We start from the raw sequence: 16,494 nt of genomic DNA on the forward strand, positions 1-16,494 counted from the left end.
CTTATGTCTTTGGGAGTTTCTTCATTGAACGTTCGAGTCGGTCGTTTACTCTGTGCAGGGCTAATTATTGTTATTGCTCCTCACGTTTTTGCAGAGTCGGACTCCCCAGAGCAAGCAAGTGAAATCCAGCAAGACTTATACTTGGATGTCGAACTTAATCAGTCTGTTCAGCCACAAATTGGTCATTTCCTGCAACGAGGTCAACAGCTTTATATAGACCGTGCATCTTTAGATAGTTTTGCCATTCATGCGGATGCTCCGCAAATGCTCATAGATCAAGCTACTTATATTGCGCTTGATCAAATTAATGGATTGAGCTATCAGTATGATAATTTGAATCAGAAAATATCAATACAAGTGCCCGTTGAGTTGTTAAGCGGACAAAACCAATATGGTTATCAAGCTTTACCTGCCGCCAGTATCAACCCATTACAAGAAAAAAAGGGGCTGTTACTTAACTACACGGCATTTGCCCAACAAAATGATGATGTTTTTTCATTTAATGGTTGGAATGAGCTACGCTATTTTGGCTTATTTAATGGCGTTTTAAGTCTGTCAGGAAATTATCAGTATCGAGATCATGTCGCGACTGATGGTCAAATACTTGATACGTATTGGGAAAAAGATTTTCCAAATCAATTGCTGCGATTGCGTTTAGGTGATGCTCAAAGTGATGCGCTTACATGGACACGTTCAACGCGTTTGAGCGGTTTGAGCATATCTAAAAACTTTGCATTACAGCCTTATACGGTAACCACGCCCTTAATGAGTTTTAAGGGTCAGGTGACTTTGCCCTCTCAAATTGATCTAATTATTAATGGGATCAAGCAATCTTCACAAAATGTGGTACCAGGGCAATTTGATATCCAAACCATCCCGAGTATTACGGGGGCTGGAAATGCCCAGATGGTCATTACCGACATCAATGGTCAGCAGCAAGTTCAAAGTTTTTCTTTGTATCGTGCCAATCATTTATTGGCACAGGGACTAAATGATTGGTCTTTGAACTTGGGTTATCCTAAGCTTAATTATGGTCTATCTTCTTTTGATTATGCGAATGATCCCGCTTTTAGTGGAAATTATCGTTATGGGCTAAGTAATACTTTCACAGTAGAAACGCATGCCGAGCTTACGGAACAATTGCAACAAGCAGGTTTAGGAACAGTTTATCAATTAGGCAAGCGCGCAGGGCAAATCAATGTTTCCTATGCTTATAGCCATACATCCGAGCAACAAGGTCAATTGTTGGGTTTTGGCTATAGCTGGAACTCCGCATTGCTCAGTCTAAACTATAATGGCCTACGTCAGTTCGGACAGTTTAATGATATTGCAAGCTTAAACGATGCAACATTTGCAAGCCAGTCCGATCAATTTTATATGGGACTAAATACTAAATTTGGACAATTTGGCGGTAGCTATATTCAGCAGGAATACATAGATCAAGCGAGTAATCGTTTTGTTTTGCTCAACTGGTCTTATATTTTACCGCGACGAATGAACTTGAGTTTGAGTTATAGCCGTGACTTGTTAAATAAAGAGAATAGTTATTATCTATCTTTAAATTTACCATGGGCAAAGCGTAATTCTGCGACACTTACCGCTCAGCGTAGCAATGACCAAAACCAAATGAGTCTGAATGTTTTACATTCTGTGGATCAAGACCAAGGTGGTTTAGGTTGGCAAGCTTTAGCCAACCATACTGAGCAATATTCACAATTTCAGGGGCAGTTGGATTATTTAGGACGTTATGGTTTGGCACAATTTAATGTGCAACATACCGAATCTGATCAACAAAATAATACCAGTGCTTATGCTTCTGTGAGTGGTGGGTTGGTGATTTTAAAAGATACAGTATTAGCTAAACGTCTGGGCAATGGTTCATTTGCAGTTGTTTCAACAGATCAAGTTGCAGATGTACCTGTACGTTTAGAAAATCGTTTAATTGGCAAAACAAATCGGAAAGGTTATTTACTGCTTGATTATTTAAATCCATATCAACATAACAGTGTGGCTGTAGATACTTTGGATTTACCGATCAATTTAAAAATTGAAACGACCCAGCAGGATGCAGTTCCTCGGCAGTCGAGCGGGGTATTTATTCGATTCCCGATGTATCAGGTCAAATCAGTACAACTTCAAGTGGTCGATTTGCAAGGAAATAACCTTTCGGTAGGAACTTCTGTCTGGCAAGAAAAACCAAATGAGCAACTTCAACCGACGACTATTGTGGCGCATGATGGTATGGTGTATTTGGATAATGTAAAAAATAATACCCTATATATAGGTGATCAGCTCAAGCAGTGCAGAGTAAAGTTGCCAGATCTTGAAACTTTAAATGGTTATAGTGATTTGGGGCAAATCGTATGTCAGTAAACTACAGTCACTGGTTTAAAATGAACTATTCTAGCCAGTATTTGGCTTGTATTGGCTTGTTGCTCCTTAGTTGTGGGCTGATCTATTCGCCTGCGTATGCAGAAAGCTGCTGGATTGGGGGGGCGACTCTCAGTTTAGGTACTGCAAATGCTCAAGGTTCTTCTACTGCCTCAACGGACGTCACGGTTAGCTGTAACTCTAATTGGAGTCAGCCAGTCACATATAAAATGTGTTTAGCAATTGATAGTACATCTCCTTCGGGGAATGATCCTCGTAGTATGATTAGCTATAATCCTGAAACACTGCTCAATTATCATTTGTACTATGATGCTGCGCGAACGTACAAAATTCCAGGTTCAGACCGTAAAAGTCAGGCGCAGTGCCAGACTTTTCAAGTCGAGGCTGGCCAGGCGAATGCAAGTACTCAAATTAAAATATATGGACAAGTGCTCGCTGGGCAAGTGGTTCCTGCGAGAAGTTACACCACAAATAGTGTAAATCTGAAACTTTATTCTGCTTTTCGTTATGGTTCTGCAATACCCAGCAATGAAGAGGTTTTTGCAAATTCAAATACAGGAAATAATAATCTCATCGTTAACTCCAATTATGAAAATAGTTGTTTAATCCAATCGGCTACGGATATTGACTTTGGAGCTGTTGAGCAATTAAACACCCCATTATTTGGTTCAGGACTTATTCGTTTGGCTTGTCCAACAGGAACCAGTATGCAAGTTAGTTTGGATAATGGCGTAAATGCGCAAGGAAGCCAAAGACGAATGAGAAATGCAGTGGGAAGTTATATTCAGTACAATTTATATAAAGATGTTAGTCGTTCACAAATATGGCAGGCGAATGTTTTTTATCCTGTAGATAACCAGAGTGTTCCTGTGTATGCAGCTGTTCCAGCTCAAACGATCACAAGTGTTGGACAATACTCCGATACAATCACAGTCACTTTAACTTACTAAGTTGCTCATTATTCATTGTAAGCTTAATAGGTAATGGTTGCGGTCACTTTGTCACTATATTGTCCTGCAGGAACATTAGCATTGGGAACTTTTCCCCAAATGGTAATATTTTGCGTTTGCCCAGTACCTTGTTGAGACAAACGATTGTCTGCAATATTGCCCCATTCTTTACTCATGGCAGCATCTTGGTATAGCTGATAAGGAATTTGTATAGAAATATCATTACTATGTTTTAAACTGCCATTGCTGTTTAACGCAATGTTATAGGGTGTTCCATTGGTACAATAAACATTTAAACTTCCTGTCGCTTGCACATTCTGTGCATTACGAGTCACTGTTCCAAAATCAATATCCGAAGTACTGCCTGTTCCAATATCGCAAATTTCTGTAACTTGCATTTTAACTTTAAATTGTGAGGATTGACGATCACTCATGGTATACGCCGAAACAGAAATGACGGCAAGAATTGCGAAAGAATATTTGAAAAGTTTCATGGTGTACTGTCTCCACGAGACTACAATGATTATCAATAGTTATGTGACTAATATAGGGAAATATAGCGTTGATTACTATAATTTATATTACATAATAATGCAGAAACTGAATTATATTTAATCGTTTGGTAAAACCATGTTGGTATAAGTTATAGAAAAACTGTTTAAATATCAAAGTAATGTAAATAATATTAAGAATATTTCACCAGTGTCACGAATTTTAAACGGTGCCCTTGCATGATGGTTGTTTAATAAATAAGCATTGGGGACAACCGTGATTCTTCGAAATAGAGCCATTAAGCTGTTAAGTTTGAGTGGTGGTTTTTTATTGTGTAGCAGCGTACTTGTTGGATGTAATGACGACGATAATAAAAACAATACTGCACCTGACGTGCAGAATAAAGCACTCGAAGTCAATCTTCTCCACATTAATGATAGCCACTCACACTTAGATGAGGAGACGGTAAAATTAATGTTAGAAACTTCGGCAGGAAAGCGAGAGGAAATCCAAGTCTCGAATGGTGGTTTTGCACGAGTCACAGCATTGATGAATGATTTGGCGAGTCGTGAGAAAAATGCAATCAAAATTCACGCAGGAGATGCCATAACGGGGGATCTCTATTTTACCTTGAAAGAAGGTGAGGCCGAGGCAGACCTTATGAATACGGTATGTTTCGATACGATGACCTTGGGCAACCATGAATTTGATAATACAGATGCTGGTCTACAAAAGTTTATGGGTTTTTTAAACGATAAAGGCAGTTGTAAGACTAAAACTCAGATACTCAGTGCCAATGTCGAGTTTGGGCCAAGTTCACCGTTGTATCGAACAGATTTGGTGAAGCCGTATACCATTATAGAAAAAGAAGGGCAAAAAATTGCATTGATTGGCCTCACCATTGCCAATAAGACCAAAAATGCATCACGCCCAAATACAGATACAGTATTTAAAGATGAAGTGACTACTGCACAGAAATATATTGATGAACTAAAACAGCAAGGCATCAATAAAATTATTGTACAGTCGCATTTGGGTTATGGGGCGGAAAAAGAACTGGCTACACAGTTATCTGGAGTTGATGTGATTGTGGGCGGAGATTCGCATACTTTATTGGCCGATGCAAAATTGAAGAACTATGGCATCACCCCTGAGGGTGATTATCCAACTTTATTGAAAAATAAAGAGGGTGATCAAGTTTGCGTAGTACAAGCATGGCAATATGCGTATGTGGTGGGGCAGTTAAAAGTCAACTTTGACGCCAATGGTAAAGTTGATGCTTGTACAGGTAAGGCCAATGTATTGATTGGTGATGACTTTAAACGTACCGCAAAAGATGCAGTCCTACTGAATACAACTGAAATCGCGCATATTAGGCAAGATGTTGAAAATAGCAATGCTTTACAAATTGTACAGCCTGATGCGACGGCTTTAAGTATTTTAGAACCGTATAAAGTGGCTAAAAATTTATTAGGCAAAGAAATTGTAGCAAGAGCTGAGAGCAATCTTTGCTTACGTCGTGTTCCAGGCACCACTAGAGATGCCTCACGTTCAAGTCTAGGAGATATTTGCAATAAAGCTGATTTCACCAATCAACATGGTGGAGATGTGCAACAATTGGTGGCAGAAGCCTTTTTACAACAAGGCAAAAAGTATTTTAATGCGGATATTTCGATTCAAAACGGTGGCGGGGTCAGAGTCGATGTACCACAAGGCGATATCACGGTTGAGAAAATTTATACGGTCTTGCCTTTTAAAAATACATTGGTGCAATTACAAGCCACAGGGCAGGAAATTAAATCAACTTTAGAAGATGCGATTGATGCCGTGGTTTTGAACAACACTGGCAGTTATCCCTATACAGGGGGCTTAACGTGGGATGTCGATTTAACCCAAACCAAAGGCCAACGGGTATCGAATTTACAAGTGCGAAATGCTGATGGACAGTATTTGCCTTTAAATGTAAACCAAACCTATCAAGTGATTACCATTAATTTCCTTGCCGATGGTCAAGACTTTTATACCAGTTTAAAAGGTATTACGGGTGATCGTCGGATTGATGTGGGTTTAGATTATGCTGAAGCTTTCTTACAGTATGTCGAAAGCATGCCAGGTGCGAAAGGACAAAAGGTGTTAACACGCTTACCTGTTGAGCACTACAGTACACAACATTATAAAGAGTAAAGCTGGTTTAATGTCTCAAAGTCAGTCGGTATGTAACTGACTTTGAGGCCATTCAAACATCAGCTTAAATGAGCAATCATCCGTATTCGATTTCATTTAATTTTTGAGACTTCGCTACATAAAAATACGACTTATACGTGCTGATTTAGTGCATAGACATAGGCCTGTTGTATTTGTCCATTCTCTAAAATGACCTCAGTTAAAACACGCTGATATTCACTGCCTTCGAACTCATCCAAGCTGTTCCACAGGCTATCTAATTGTTCTGAACTAAAAATATATCCATCAATAGTTTGCCCATCTGGACTCAGTGTCAGGCCAGGAAAGCCAAGTTCTGCACCCCAACCAGCTTCTTTAAGCCATCCTTTCACAGAGCCTTTGCGCCATGTACCGCCAATCGCTTCTAAAATATGGGCATTGGGTTTATTGGGAGCTAAGGTACCGTAGACAAATAAGTGTTGTTGCATGAGGTCGAAATTCCTAAGGTGTTGGGGTGGATGAATGGAGTGGTTTTATTGAAAAAATAACGATGAGTGCAATTAGGATCAGAAAAATATTTAAGATAACGATGCCATTCCAGCCATAGCTTTGCCAAATATTTCCGCCATAGGCGCCTATAATGCTTGAACCTAAATAATAAAAAAGCAGATACAAGGAGGTGGCGTGGCCTTTATTGGATGTTGCGAGTTCGCCTACGCGACTGCTGGCAATGGCATGGGCAATGAAAAAGCCAGTGGTCACACAGCCAATACCAAGAATAATCAGAAATAAAGATGCGGAAAGGGTGAGTAGCACGCCTAAAAGCATGCATGAAAAGCCCAAAATCATCACCTGCTTTTTGCCTACTCGGTCTGCGATATTGCCTGCGATAGAAGAGGAAATAATACCCAAACTATAAGATAAAAAGATGAGGCTGATCTGAGTTTGGCTTAAATGATAGGGTGCTGCAAACAGTCTAAAGGTCACATAATTAAACAAAGTGACAAAGATACTGGTGAGCAAAAAACCGATGACATAAATTTTTAACAGCCGTGTATGACTTAAGTGTGCATACCATGCATGTAGATGGAACTTAAAAGAGAGACCTTGCTGGGCAGTGAAATTTCGCGAATTAGGTAAGAGTTTCAAAAAACCTAATGCACAGAACAGACAGATGCCGCCGAGAATCGCCATGGAAATACGCCATGAGAAAAATTCGGTCAAAATACCCATGCCAACACGTCCCATCATGCCGCCAAATGCTGTGCCTGCAATATATAGCCCCATGGTTTTAGCTAAATCTTTCGGGCTAATTTCTTCTGCAATCCAAGCCATAGCAACAGCAGGAACTCCACCCAAAACAAAACCTTCTAAGCTTCTTGAAAGCATGAGTACATGCCAACTCGGTGAAACTGCGCACACGACATTAAGTATTGAAGCCAAAAGCATCGAGAAAAACATCAGCCCTTTTCTGCCCAATGTTTGCGAAAAAGCACTGGATAGCACGATCGACATGGCCAAAAAGCCCGTGGTTAAAGACAGTGCTAGTGCACTTGCACTAGGTGCAATATGGAAACTTTGACTTAAATTGGGTAGCAAGGGCTGTACGCAATAGATTAGCGAAAAACTGGCAAAGCCTAATAGGAACAACGCCATACCCGCTTTTTTATATTCCCGTGTACCTTTGTTGATCGTTTGTGGAATGGGTTGCTGAAAGGTAGACCAGTCTGCTTCTATCGAAGAGCTCAGTTTCATGACTTAACTGACTTAATATGGAGAAGAGCTTTTATTTTAAGAAGTGCAGATGTATATGTATAATATATATAACTCAATAATGGTATAGCTTTTATATATGGAACTACGCAATATTCAGTACTTCATTGCTATCGCAGAAGAGCAAAGTTTCTCTAAAGCAGCCTTGCGTCTTGGCATAAGTCAGCCACCGTTGAGTATGCAAATTAAAAAGTTGGAAAATGAAATCGGCGTTGAACTTTTTTATCGTTATTCTCATGGTGTTGCACTGACACCAGCAGGGGAAACTTTTCTTAAAATGGTCTTGCCCGTTCAGAACCAACTGAAAAATGCAGTGAAATTGACCCAAAGTACGGCAAATGGTGAATGGGGAGAACTAAGGCTAGGCTTTACAGGCACCTCAATTTTAAATTCTTTAATTCCGACCGCCATCCAAGCATTCCAGCAGCGATATCCGCAGGTGAATTTGGTGTTAAAAGAAGACAATTCTTTGATTTTAATTGAAAGTTTACTGAATAATGAATTAGACATTGCGATTGTTCGGCCACCTGCACAGTACCCGAAAGCTATTACGATTCGTAACTTGATTGATGAAAAGTTGATTGCTGCTTTGCCTTTACATTATCCCGCAGATGAAGAGATGGTGGATTTTGCAGAATTTGCACATGAAAGTTTTATTGTTTCTCCACCTGAGGTGAGTGCTGGGCTGTATGCTGCGATTCTAAATACTTGCCAACAGCATGGTTTTACCCCAAAAGTTGGACAGCAAGCGCCTCAGATTGTTTCAATTTTATCGTTGGTTGCGGCGAACTTAGGGATTTCTTTGGTGCCTGAGTCCACCCAACAGCTCAAAATTGAAGGGATTAAATATAAATATCTAAAAAATAAAACCGCAACCATTGGACTCGGTATTGCGTTTAAAGCAGATCTGCATAGCCAACCTGCAATCAACTTTTCCAGCTTATTGAATAGTATTGTGAGACAACATCACCTTTTAAATGCTTCACTTTGATTCCATGTATTTCGCTTGAGTCTGAGTTGTCAGTACATAATCCATCGAGTTAAAAGTATGTTATATCAGGGTGATCAGTTCAATTTAGTTGTAGTCCCATTGTCCTCTAAACAGCTAAATTAAAGCTGTTTAGAGGACAATGGAATAAATGATTTAGGCCATTAACTTACGGTTTCGTTTTAACTGCTGTAACCCTTCTAACATAAGCACACATACTGCGAGCCAAATGGCGATATAGGTTGGCCATTCTGCCAAAGTAATACTTTCACCTAAGGCGATTGAAACGGCCACTAACAATACGGGTTCGACATAAACCAACAGTCCAAACAGACTTAAGTTTAAATGCGGGGCAGACAAGGACTGAAATGCCAAAGCCAGTGCACTGATTAATCCAAGTCCTGAAATGAGCCACAGTGTATGTGAACTTGCAGATAGGCTTTCTGTGACGATAGAACCGTGCATAATAAAGTATAGACAGACAGGAACACTTAGCATCATGTCAAACCAAAGTCCGCCTATATTATTCGTCTCCGTTTTTTGTCTGAGCCAAAAATAGATCGGATAACCCAAGCAAATCAGCAGAGTGGGCCAAGTCAGGGTTTGAGAAATGGCTAAGAGATTCAATATCCCCAGTACTGCAAAAACACAGGACAGTTGTTGAAAACGAGACATTCGCTCTTTAAACGCAATCCGACCCACAATCACCATGCTAATTGGCATCATAAAATAACCGAGTGAAACATCCAGTCCATAGCCATGACTGGGTGCCCACATAAACAGCCACAACTGAATCCCAATTAAAAACGAAGATAACACGCGTGTTAAAACGAAAAAGCGCTCTTGGTAGAAACGGCGATAAATCACAATCACCTGAGACCAATTGCCTTTTAGCCATATAAAAAGTGTCAAACAGGGAATGCTCAATACAATGCGCCAGCCGTAAATTTCTGTGCCTGACAAAGAGCCCAATAGTGAAGTATAGGCAAACATTAATGCAAATAGCACTGATGCCGTGACATTTAAACTAATGCCAAGTGTTGTATTGGGATGCTGAGGCATAAAACGGGTCTTAAAACGCATGAATAAGTGATATTTTATTGCAGTCTTATTGATAAATTGGCTTATATTGTTTAGCTTAAATGAGAAATTTTCTCGTGGAATGCGCTTGATGCAATTAGATAAATTTGATTTCGCTTTATTGCAGCATTTGCAAAAAGATTGCCTCACGCCACTACGAGAATTGGCAGACTTGGTGCATTTATCAACCGCCTCAGTACAGCGTCGCATTCAAAAATTAAGAGACAGTGGTTATATTATTGGTAATAACGCAGTACTGGATCCAGACAAACTGGGGCAGGTGGTTACGATTTTTGTCGAGGTTCGTGTTAACCAAACTCATGTGACAGATCTTGATGTGTTAAAAGCGAGTTTTTCAATACCAGAAGTACAGCAGTGTTATTACGTAACAGGTGAGGCGGACTTTATGTTGGTACTTTTGGTACCGAGTATGAGTCGCTTTCAAGCCTTATGTGATCAGCTTTTTCATCAGAATGCGAATGTACAGTGGTTTAAAACCACTGTTGTGTTAGAGCGTATCAAAACAACTTTAACTGTGCCTTTTCAGTCTTAAATGAAGGACAACGCTGTATCACACAAAAGCATCAGTTTTATCTGATTTAAATATATTGCTTGATCTAGCATTCACCTAATAAAAGCTGATTGCAATTAATAACAAGCCGATTCCTACCCATAGACCTTCTGCTGAACGTTGGTAGGAAACGCAGATCAGACATAGAGTCAATACAATGGCCCCCCACAAATATGATTTGACGTTTGGTGTAAAAATGACAACAAAAACCAGCACGCTAATCAAGATGTTGGCAAGACGAATGAACCGAACTGGGTTCATGTCAAGCAAGCTCTAACTTCATCTCATACCATTGCATTCCTCCATGAGTCGAATCTGATTTTTGCAGGAGTTGAAAACCAAATTTCTCATACAGTTTGAGATACTGTTCTTTACACATCAAATAGATTGCAGCTTTGTTCAGGCTTTTTGCTTTCTCAATAAAAGCGGTCATGAGTTTTGCCGAATAACCTCGTCCTTGAAATACAGGGTCAACAACGACAGACATGATGACAAGGTTCGCGCCAGAGGGGGTATGGCCTTTTAATTCTTTAAAGTGTTCATCAGACATTACGACTTTATCGGCGCAGCCACTATTAATGAAACCGATAACATGACGTTCCACTTCTAAAACAATGAAACCTTCGGGATATTGTTCGGCTCGAATTTGAATTTTTGCTTGGCTTGCCGCCTCATCTGCTGAATATGCTGCAGACTCAATTTCGAAACAACGTGCAACATCAGTGAGTTGAACAGAACGGATAATTTCTTGCATAAGAGAAACTCGGATAATTTTAAAAATATTCTAAAGCATAAATTAAGTGTATATACTGCATTTTATTACATTGAAAAATGAATAATATGCACTCTATACCTCATGCTTTTGATCTCAATTTACTCTTGGTTTTTCGCGCTTTGTATCAGCATAAAAGTGTAGCTAAGGCCGCTGAGTCTATTTATATCAGTGCTTCTGCCTTTAGCCATGCACTGAATAGATTGCGAGATGTGATGGAGGATCCTTTGTTTGTACGCATGAAAGGGGAAATGTTGCCAACCAAAAAAGCAGAGGAAATAGCGCCCTCCATTTTTGAAAGCTTAGCGCTCATCTCTCAGCAATTATTTCAAGTCGAACCATTTGATCCCCTTTCAAGTACGATGGAATTTGTGATTGGCACAACAGACTATACGGCTTTTTGTGTTCTGCCTTCTCTCATGAAAAGACTGAGTGTGATTGCTCCCAATATCAAAATAAGAATTATGTTTGAACAGCAAGAGGCGCTGTTTCAAAGTTTAGTCTTAGGGCATGTGGATGCAGTTATTGGATATTCCGAGCAGGGTGAAATGAATCATTCGGCAATAGTAGAGCAGCTCTGTTTTTCAGATCGTTATGTTGTTGTTGCACCTAAGCAATTGTACAGCACGATGCGACTTGAGGACTATGTGGAGGCAAAGCATATTCGAGTGAGTGCATGGGGGGAACATCATGGAATTGTCGATCGGGTCTTAAAAACCATGGGTATTACACGACAAATTGCGCTGGAACTACCAAATATGATGGTTGCACCTTATATTTTGGAGTCTAGCACTCTCATCATGACCTTACCTAGTAAAGCTGTTGAACAATTCAGAACGATACATGAGATTGATGTTTTTGACTTGCCGATTAAGGTCCCCGATTATACTGTCAATCTTTATACTTTGGCCTCGCATCAAACGACTTCACCCCAAAGTTGGCTGAGTCAGATTTTATTGAATGTTTTTGAGCCTGCAAATATTTGATGCTGTCTCTAAAAAATAGACCACTGATCAAGACATTAATCAGATCAGTGTTTTATACATCCCGCATTTTAGTCAATAAAGAATCGGCGAGCCGATATAAAGCCATGATACTGACCCCATAAGCCGACATAATTAAAGGAATATTGGGCCTGACACCCGCAATGAAGCTATAACGAATGCAATCAACCAGATACGTTATTGGATTGAACGCATGGATCATCTGCCAATGGGGAGACAGCGCATCAATATCATAAAAAATCCCCGATGAGAAAAGTAAAGGCAAGAGGATAAAGTTGGGAATGACTGCCAGTTGGTCAAAGTCATCAATCAGAAAGGTACTGATTAAGCCACACAGTGAAAAGAATACCGCACTAATGAAAAGGATCATAAATAGGACTATGGGGTGCATTAGGCTTAGATCTGTAAGCGCCCATGCCATGAGACTACTTATCATTGCAACCATAAAAGCCCGCATTAAACTGCCCATCAAATAACCATGCACAATCAGATGATTAGACATGGGGCTAGTCAGTAGTTCTTCTAAGGTTTTCCTAAATTTAGCACTAAAGAAGCTAAGGCTAACATTGTCATAACTACTGGTGATGACCCCCATCAGGATTAACCCCGGCACAATAAAGTGCAGAGAGTTAGCTTGATCTGTGCTATTGGCGAGTGGTATGGCCAAATTATGAAAAATGAATAAATATAAAGTCAGCGTCAGTGCAGGAGCGAATAAGCTTTGCGGCCATATTCGCAGAAATCGACGAATTTCTTGAGTTGCCAAGGCATGCACGGCTACTAGGCGTTGATATCCATTCATTGTTTAACTCGAAATTGAGTGAAATCGTTTATTTCAAGACTTATCACATAAGCATTTACTCAAGCAGTCAGCAGGGTTGCCAACGACTTGGGTATAGAGCCGTCAGTGCTTATTCAAAATCTTTGTCTGTATAGAGCTTGGTTTTTTTCACCGCTTCAATGTCTTTGGCACCACCGAGCATCATGTTAATGCGGAGTTCTTTATTGAACTGTTCCATCACTGAGTTGACGCCTTCAGCACCTCCCAGTTGTAGACCGTAGAGAATTGGGCGACCAATGGCAACCACATCAGCACCGCTGGCTAAGGCTTTAAATACGTGTGAACCACGACGGACACCACTGTCAAAAACAATCGGTACACGCTTATTGACGACTTTGGCAATGCCCGGCAACACATCAAAAGAGGATGGACCACTATCTAACTGACGACCGCCGTGGTTAGATACCCAAATGGCATCGGCACCCGCACGAATGGCCATGTCAGCATCCTCAGGCGATTGAATCCCTTTGACAATCACAGGCAGACCAGTCAATTTTTTTACATATTGAATGTCCGACGGGGTGAAGGCTTGTTTGGCTTGGGCATAAATTTCGCTAATACCAGCCCCTTTACCTGTCTTCGAGCCATCTTTATTTTGTTGAGCAAACAGTTCTAAATTTGCAAAGCCCAAGGGAAACTGGAAGTTGTTTTTAATGTCATCCTCACGGTAGCCACCGACAGGTGAGTCCACTGTTAAAATGATGGCTTTAGCGCCATGCTCTTTGGCACGCTTCAAGGTAAACTCATTGAACTTGTCATTTTTACTCATGTAAAGCTGAAAGAAGAAAGGGTTTTTTCCTGAAACTTGAGCCACTTCTTCAATGGTTTTATTGCCATAGGTGCTGAGTGAAAAAATAGAACCTGCTTTTGCCATACCTTTGGCAGTTGAAAGCTCACCATCGACATTGGCTAAACCCTGAGCAGCCATAGGAGCTTGAATAATCGGGGTTTTTAAGTCAATGCCCAAGAACTTGGTATTGAGGTTAATATCTTTTAGTTCAATGCCTTGCATAATACGTGGCATGATATATTTTTTGTCAAAAGCAGAAGTGTTACTTCGTAAGTTATTTTCATCTTCTGCGCCGCCACGAATATAACCAAAAGCACCCGATTGCATTTGCGCTTTGGCTTGCGCTTCTAAAGATGCAATATTCACGATTTTAATCGGCTGATTCACGCTGCTGGCTTTATAGCTGGTCTCTGCTGCATTGCTGAAGCTGGTGGCAATGGCGATTGCCAATGTACTGATGGATAAGACAATTTTATGGTGCTTTGACTTCATTTCGATGTTCCTTCCTGATTCAAACATATAGATGATTGGACTAGAATGTGTTGGGAGATGACGTTATTTTTTATTTTTTAGGCGTTCAAAACAATAAGTAGGATAGGAAGAAGTGTCTCATCTATATGACGAATACAGCTTAAATGTACTTTACATATGGGTATAGTAATCGGGTCGTGTCAGCTCATTTACCCCATAGCAGCTTAATTTCAAAAATATATGCTATCTTCTAAATCGTATTGCGACGTGATCTAACATGAAATCAATTGTCTGCTATCAACGTTGTAGGGCTATTTAATTTGATGTGTCTTTCTAGATCATTCTTTTCTATTTTTTAGGTTCTAAAATGCAAAAAGTACGTTTCATGTGTGCATCAGTTATTGGTGCAGTATGTTTGCTGATATCCCTGTGTACGCAAGCAAAGCCCAATGCACCGCATATCACACTCATTTCTCAAGTGAATGGGCCTTCTTATAAAACCGATTTAGCAATTCAGTCGCACTTACAAGCAGAGGGTTATCAAGTACAGATTCTTGATCAGAGCCAAGATCCTAAACAAATTAAAAATACAGATTTAGTGATTTTATCCTCAACTGTAGGTTCAAAAAATTTAAAATCTGGCTGGCGGTATCTGTCTATACCCTTGATGACATGGGAAAGTGATTATGTTGATGACCTTGCAATGACTGGGAAGAGAACAGGAACGGATTTTGGTGAGGTAGAAAAAACACGCTATTTATGGTTGGTCAATGCACCGCATGAGTTATCTGCTCAACTCCCCGCAGGTACAGCAAATGTATATAGCAAACAAGAAAGCATGAATTGGGGGAAACCTGGTTTAGGTGCAACGATTATTGCAACCGTTTATGGTGAACCTGAAAAAGTTGCTATTTGGGGCTATGAAAAAGGCGCAACCATGGATTATGAATCTTTAGCGCCAGCCAAAAGACTCATGTTTTTCCTGCATAATAATACATTTACTCTGTTGTCTAATGATGGTTTAAAGCTATTTGATCGTTCTGTTGAATGGCTACTCAAGCCTTAATCATCTGCAAGAGCAAGACACTGTAACAGTGTATAACTGCTAAATTTTGGATTCATACGACCAAGCGCCTTGATTTGGATGTGTACACACTGTAGTAGACTATATTTAGATAAAAGAGTCGTTAAAATTAAACCGCATCATCAGAGGGATTCTAAACTGAATTGTTTTTATGGTGCGTTTGGAAACTGAAGAATAAAACTAGAAAAAGACATCAATAAAATTCTGTTATAGTTTTTTACCGCCTTACTGTAGCTACTTACTTCCATCAAATCGGATGAAAATTTGTTTCAAGAAAGAATCACAATCTTGATGGTGGCCTAATGTTTGTAACACAGCAACTGAATACAATGTCTGAACTGATTGAAGGACAGGGATTTTCAGAAAAACTACAGCATGTGCTGGCTCAGCAATATCTAAACTTAGAAGCAACATTGCTACGTGCCAAAGTTTTACGTGATTTTGCAAGTTCAAAAGTTCAGTATATTGTGCAGTCCGCTATTCAAGCAGAACAAGCTAGCGCAGCGTTTTTATTTGCACCTTTTATCTTGGCGAATCTAAATCACCCTGTGATTTATAACAGCCCAGCCACACCATCTGTTCTTAATATCCTCAACCGTTACTATCAAGCTGAGCAAAGACAAAACTTAAAAATAGATGATGTGCTTGAGGCACTGAATCTTTATTTAGATTTAAGTGATACCAGTTTAGACGATGTCGATTTTTTCTATAGTTCATTGATCAAAGCACTCTGTCGAACCGATGTTTCACAGATTTTCTTGGTGACTGCACTGGCACTCAATACGCAAAAAATAGCGGAACTTGAGCAGTTTTTTAAAGTAAAAATTTACTATATTCGCATCCATCCGCAAGATAGTATTATCGACAGTCGTGACTGGAATATGCGTAAATTATTCTTTAAAAACAAAGATGAACAGTATGTTGCTTTATGTGAAAAATTTGCCACGCTGAATGCAGAATTATTGTTGAGCTACGGCAGTTATAGCCTACAGCAAGCGACTCAATTGATCGAAGATATGTTTTATGCCGAGCATATCTATGAAAAATTATCGGTCTATGCCGAGTATATGCAGACCTGTTTACAACATGGTGTGTCACGCAATCAGGCAACTTTTTTAGCCTAA

The 16,494-nt window shown here is 39.9% G+C and carries 15 protein-coding genes; 8 read left to right on the forward strand and 7 right to left on the reverse strand.

Annotation, left to right across the window (positions count from 1 at the left end; translation table 11 throughout):
* Positions 1 to 3: 3 nt before the first annotated feature.
* A complete protein-coding gene (locus GBI16_RS02760) occupies positions 4 to 2,373 on the forward strand; it encodes a fimbria/pilus outer membrane usher protein (RefSeq protein ID WP_151706482.1) in 2,370 nt (789 codons plus the stop codon).
* Positions 2,364 to 3,341 (forward strand): spore coat U domain-containing protein, encoded by a 978-nt coding sequence (locus GBI16_RS02765; RefSeq protein ID WP_086208690.1) that lies wholly within the window; start codon positions 2,364 to 2,366, stop codon positions 3,339 to 3,341. Before GBI16_RS02760 ends, GBI16_RS02765 begins: the two co-directional genes overlap by 10 nt.
* Before the next feature lie 23 nt (positions 3,342 to 3,364).
* On the opposite strand, the gene GBI16_RS02770 is transcribed toward GBI16_RS02765, so the two are convergent.
* Positions 3,365 to 3,835, reverse strand: coding sequence for a spore coat U domain-containing protein (locus GBI16_RS02770; protein ID WP_086208689.1), 471 nt, complete (start codon positions 3,833 to 3,835; stop codon positions 3,365 to 3,367).
* A 295-nt stretch (positions 3,836 to 4,130) separates the two neighbouring features.
* On the opposite strand from GBI16_RS02770, the gene GBI16_RS02775 reads away from it, so the two are divergent.
* Positions 4,131 to 6,017 (forward strand): bifunctional metallophosphatase/5'-nucleotidase, encoded by a 1,887-nt coding sequence (locus GBI16_RS02775; protein WP_404814567.1) that lies wholly within the window; start codon positions 4,131 to 4,133, stop codon positions 6,015 to 6,017.
* A 131-nt stretch (positions 6,018 to 6,148) separates the two neighbouring features.
* On the opposite strand, the gene GBI16_RS02780 is transcribed toward GBI16_RS02775, so the two are convergent.
* Together GBI16_RS02780 and GBI16_RS02785 are read right to left on the reverse strand one after the other, a co-directional pair.
* Positions 6,149 to 6,484: a gamma-glutamylcyclotransferase family protein gene (locus GBI16_RS02780; RefSeq protein ID WP_151706484.1), complete on the reverse strand. Its 336-nt coding sequence runs from the start codon at positions 6,482 to 6,484 to the stop codon at positions 6,149 to 6,151.
* 13 nt (positions 6,485 to 6,497) lie between these two features.
* Positions 6,498 to 7,751 (reverse strand): MFS transporter, encoded by a 1,254-nt coding sequence (locus GBI16_RS02785; protein WP_151706485.1) that lies wholly within the window; start codon positions 7,749 to 7,751, stop codon positions 6,498 to 6,500.
* 97 nt (positions 7,752 to 7,848) lie between these two features.
* On the opposite strand from GBI16_RS02785, the gene GBI16_RS02790 reads away from it, so the two are divergent.
* On the forward strand, positions 7,849 to 8,760 hold the full coding sequence (locus GBI16_RS02790; protein ID WP_151706486.1) for a LysR family transcriptional regulator: 912 nt from the start codon (positions 7,849 to 7,851) through the stop codon (positions 8,758 to 8,760).
* A gap of 153 nt (positions 8,761 to 8,913) precedes the next feature.
* Here the strand turns inward: GBI16_RS02790 and rarD are convergent, their stop codons facing one another.
* Complete coding sequence (gene rarD, locus GBI16_RS02795) at positions 8,914 to 9,819, reverse strand: EamA family transporter RarD (RefSeq protein ID WP_151706507.1); 906 nt, start codon at positions 9,817 to 9,819, stop codon at positions 8,914 to 8,916.
* 109 nt (positions 9,820 to 9,928) lie between these two features.
* Here rarD and GBI16_RS02800 point away from each other — a divergent pair, with 109 nt between their 5' ends.
* Positions 9,929 to 10,390 carry an Lrp/AsnC family transcriptional regulator gene (locus GBI16_RS02800; RefSeq protein ID WP_151706487.1) on the forward strand — a complete coding sequence of 154 codons (462 nt, stop codon included), beginning with the start codon at positions 9,929 to 9,931 and terminating at the stop codon, positions 10,388 to 10,390.
* Positions 10,391 to 10,670: 280 nt separating this feature from the next.
* Here the strand turns inward: GBI16_RS02800 and GBI16_RS02805 are convergent, their stop codons facing one another.
* Positions 10,671 to 11,162, reverse strand: coding sequence for a GNAT family N-acetyltransferase (locus GBI16_RS02805; protein WP_086208683.1), 492 nt, complete (start codon positions 11,160 to 11,162; stop codon positions 10,671 to 10,673).
* A 77-nt stretch (positions 11,163 to 11,239) separates the two neighbouring features.
* Here GBI16_RS02805 and GBI16_RS02810 point away from each other — a divergent pair, with 77 nt between their 5' ends.
* Positions 11,240 to 12,166 (forward strand): LysR family transcriptional regulator, encoded by a 927-nt coding sequence (locus tag GBI16_RS02810; protein ID WP_171494522.1) that lies wholly within the window; start codon positions 11,240 to 11,242, stop codon positions 12,164 to 12,166.
* Positions 12,167 to 12,218: 52 nt separating this feature from the next.
* On the opposite strand, the gene GBI16_RS02815 is transcribed toward GBI16_RS02810, so the two are convergent.
* Positions 12,219 to 12,986, reverse strand: a complete 768-nt coding sequence (locus tag GBI16_RS02815) for an ABC transporter permease (protein WP_151706489.1) — start codon at positions 12,984 to 12,986, stop codon at positions 12,219 to 12,221.
* Positions 12,987 to 13,095: 109 nt separating this feature from the next.
* The gene (locus GBI16_RS02820) at positions 13,096 to 14,307 is read right to left on the reverse strand and encodes a lactate oxidase (protein WP_151706490.1); all 1,212 of its coding nucleotides are present in this window, start codon (positions 14,305 to 14,307) and stop codon (positions 13,096 to 13,098) included.
* A 346-nt stretch (positions 14,308 to 14,653) separates the two neighbouring features.
* On the opposite strand from GBI16_RS02820, the gene GBI16_RS02825 reads away from it, so the two are divergent.
* A complete protein-coding gene (locus tag GBI16_RS02825) occupies positions 14,654 to 15,352 on the forward strand; it encodes a hypothetical protein (protein ID WP_151706491.1) in 699 nt (232 codons plus the stop codon).
* Between the two features lie 320 nt (positions 15,353 to 15,672).
* Positions 15,673 to 16,494: a hypothetical protein gene (locus GBI16_RS02830; RefSeq protein ID WP_110973792.1), complete on the forward strand. Its 822-nt coding sequence runs from the start codon at positions 15,673 to 15,675 to the stop codon at positions 16,492 to 16,494.

Source organism: Acinetobacter sp. TUM15064, assembly GCF_008980265.1.
Classification (GTDB): Bacteria; Pseudomonadota; Gammaproteobacteria; order Pseudomonadales; family Moraxellaceae; genus Acinetobacter.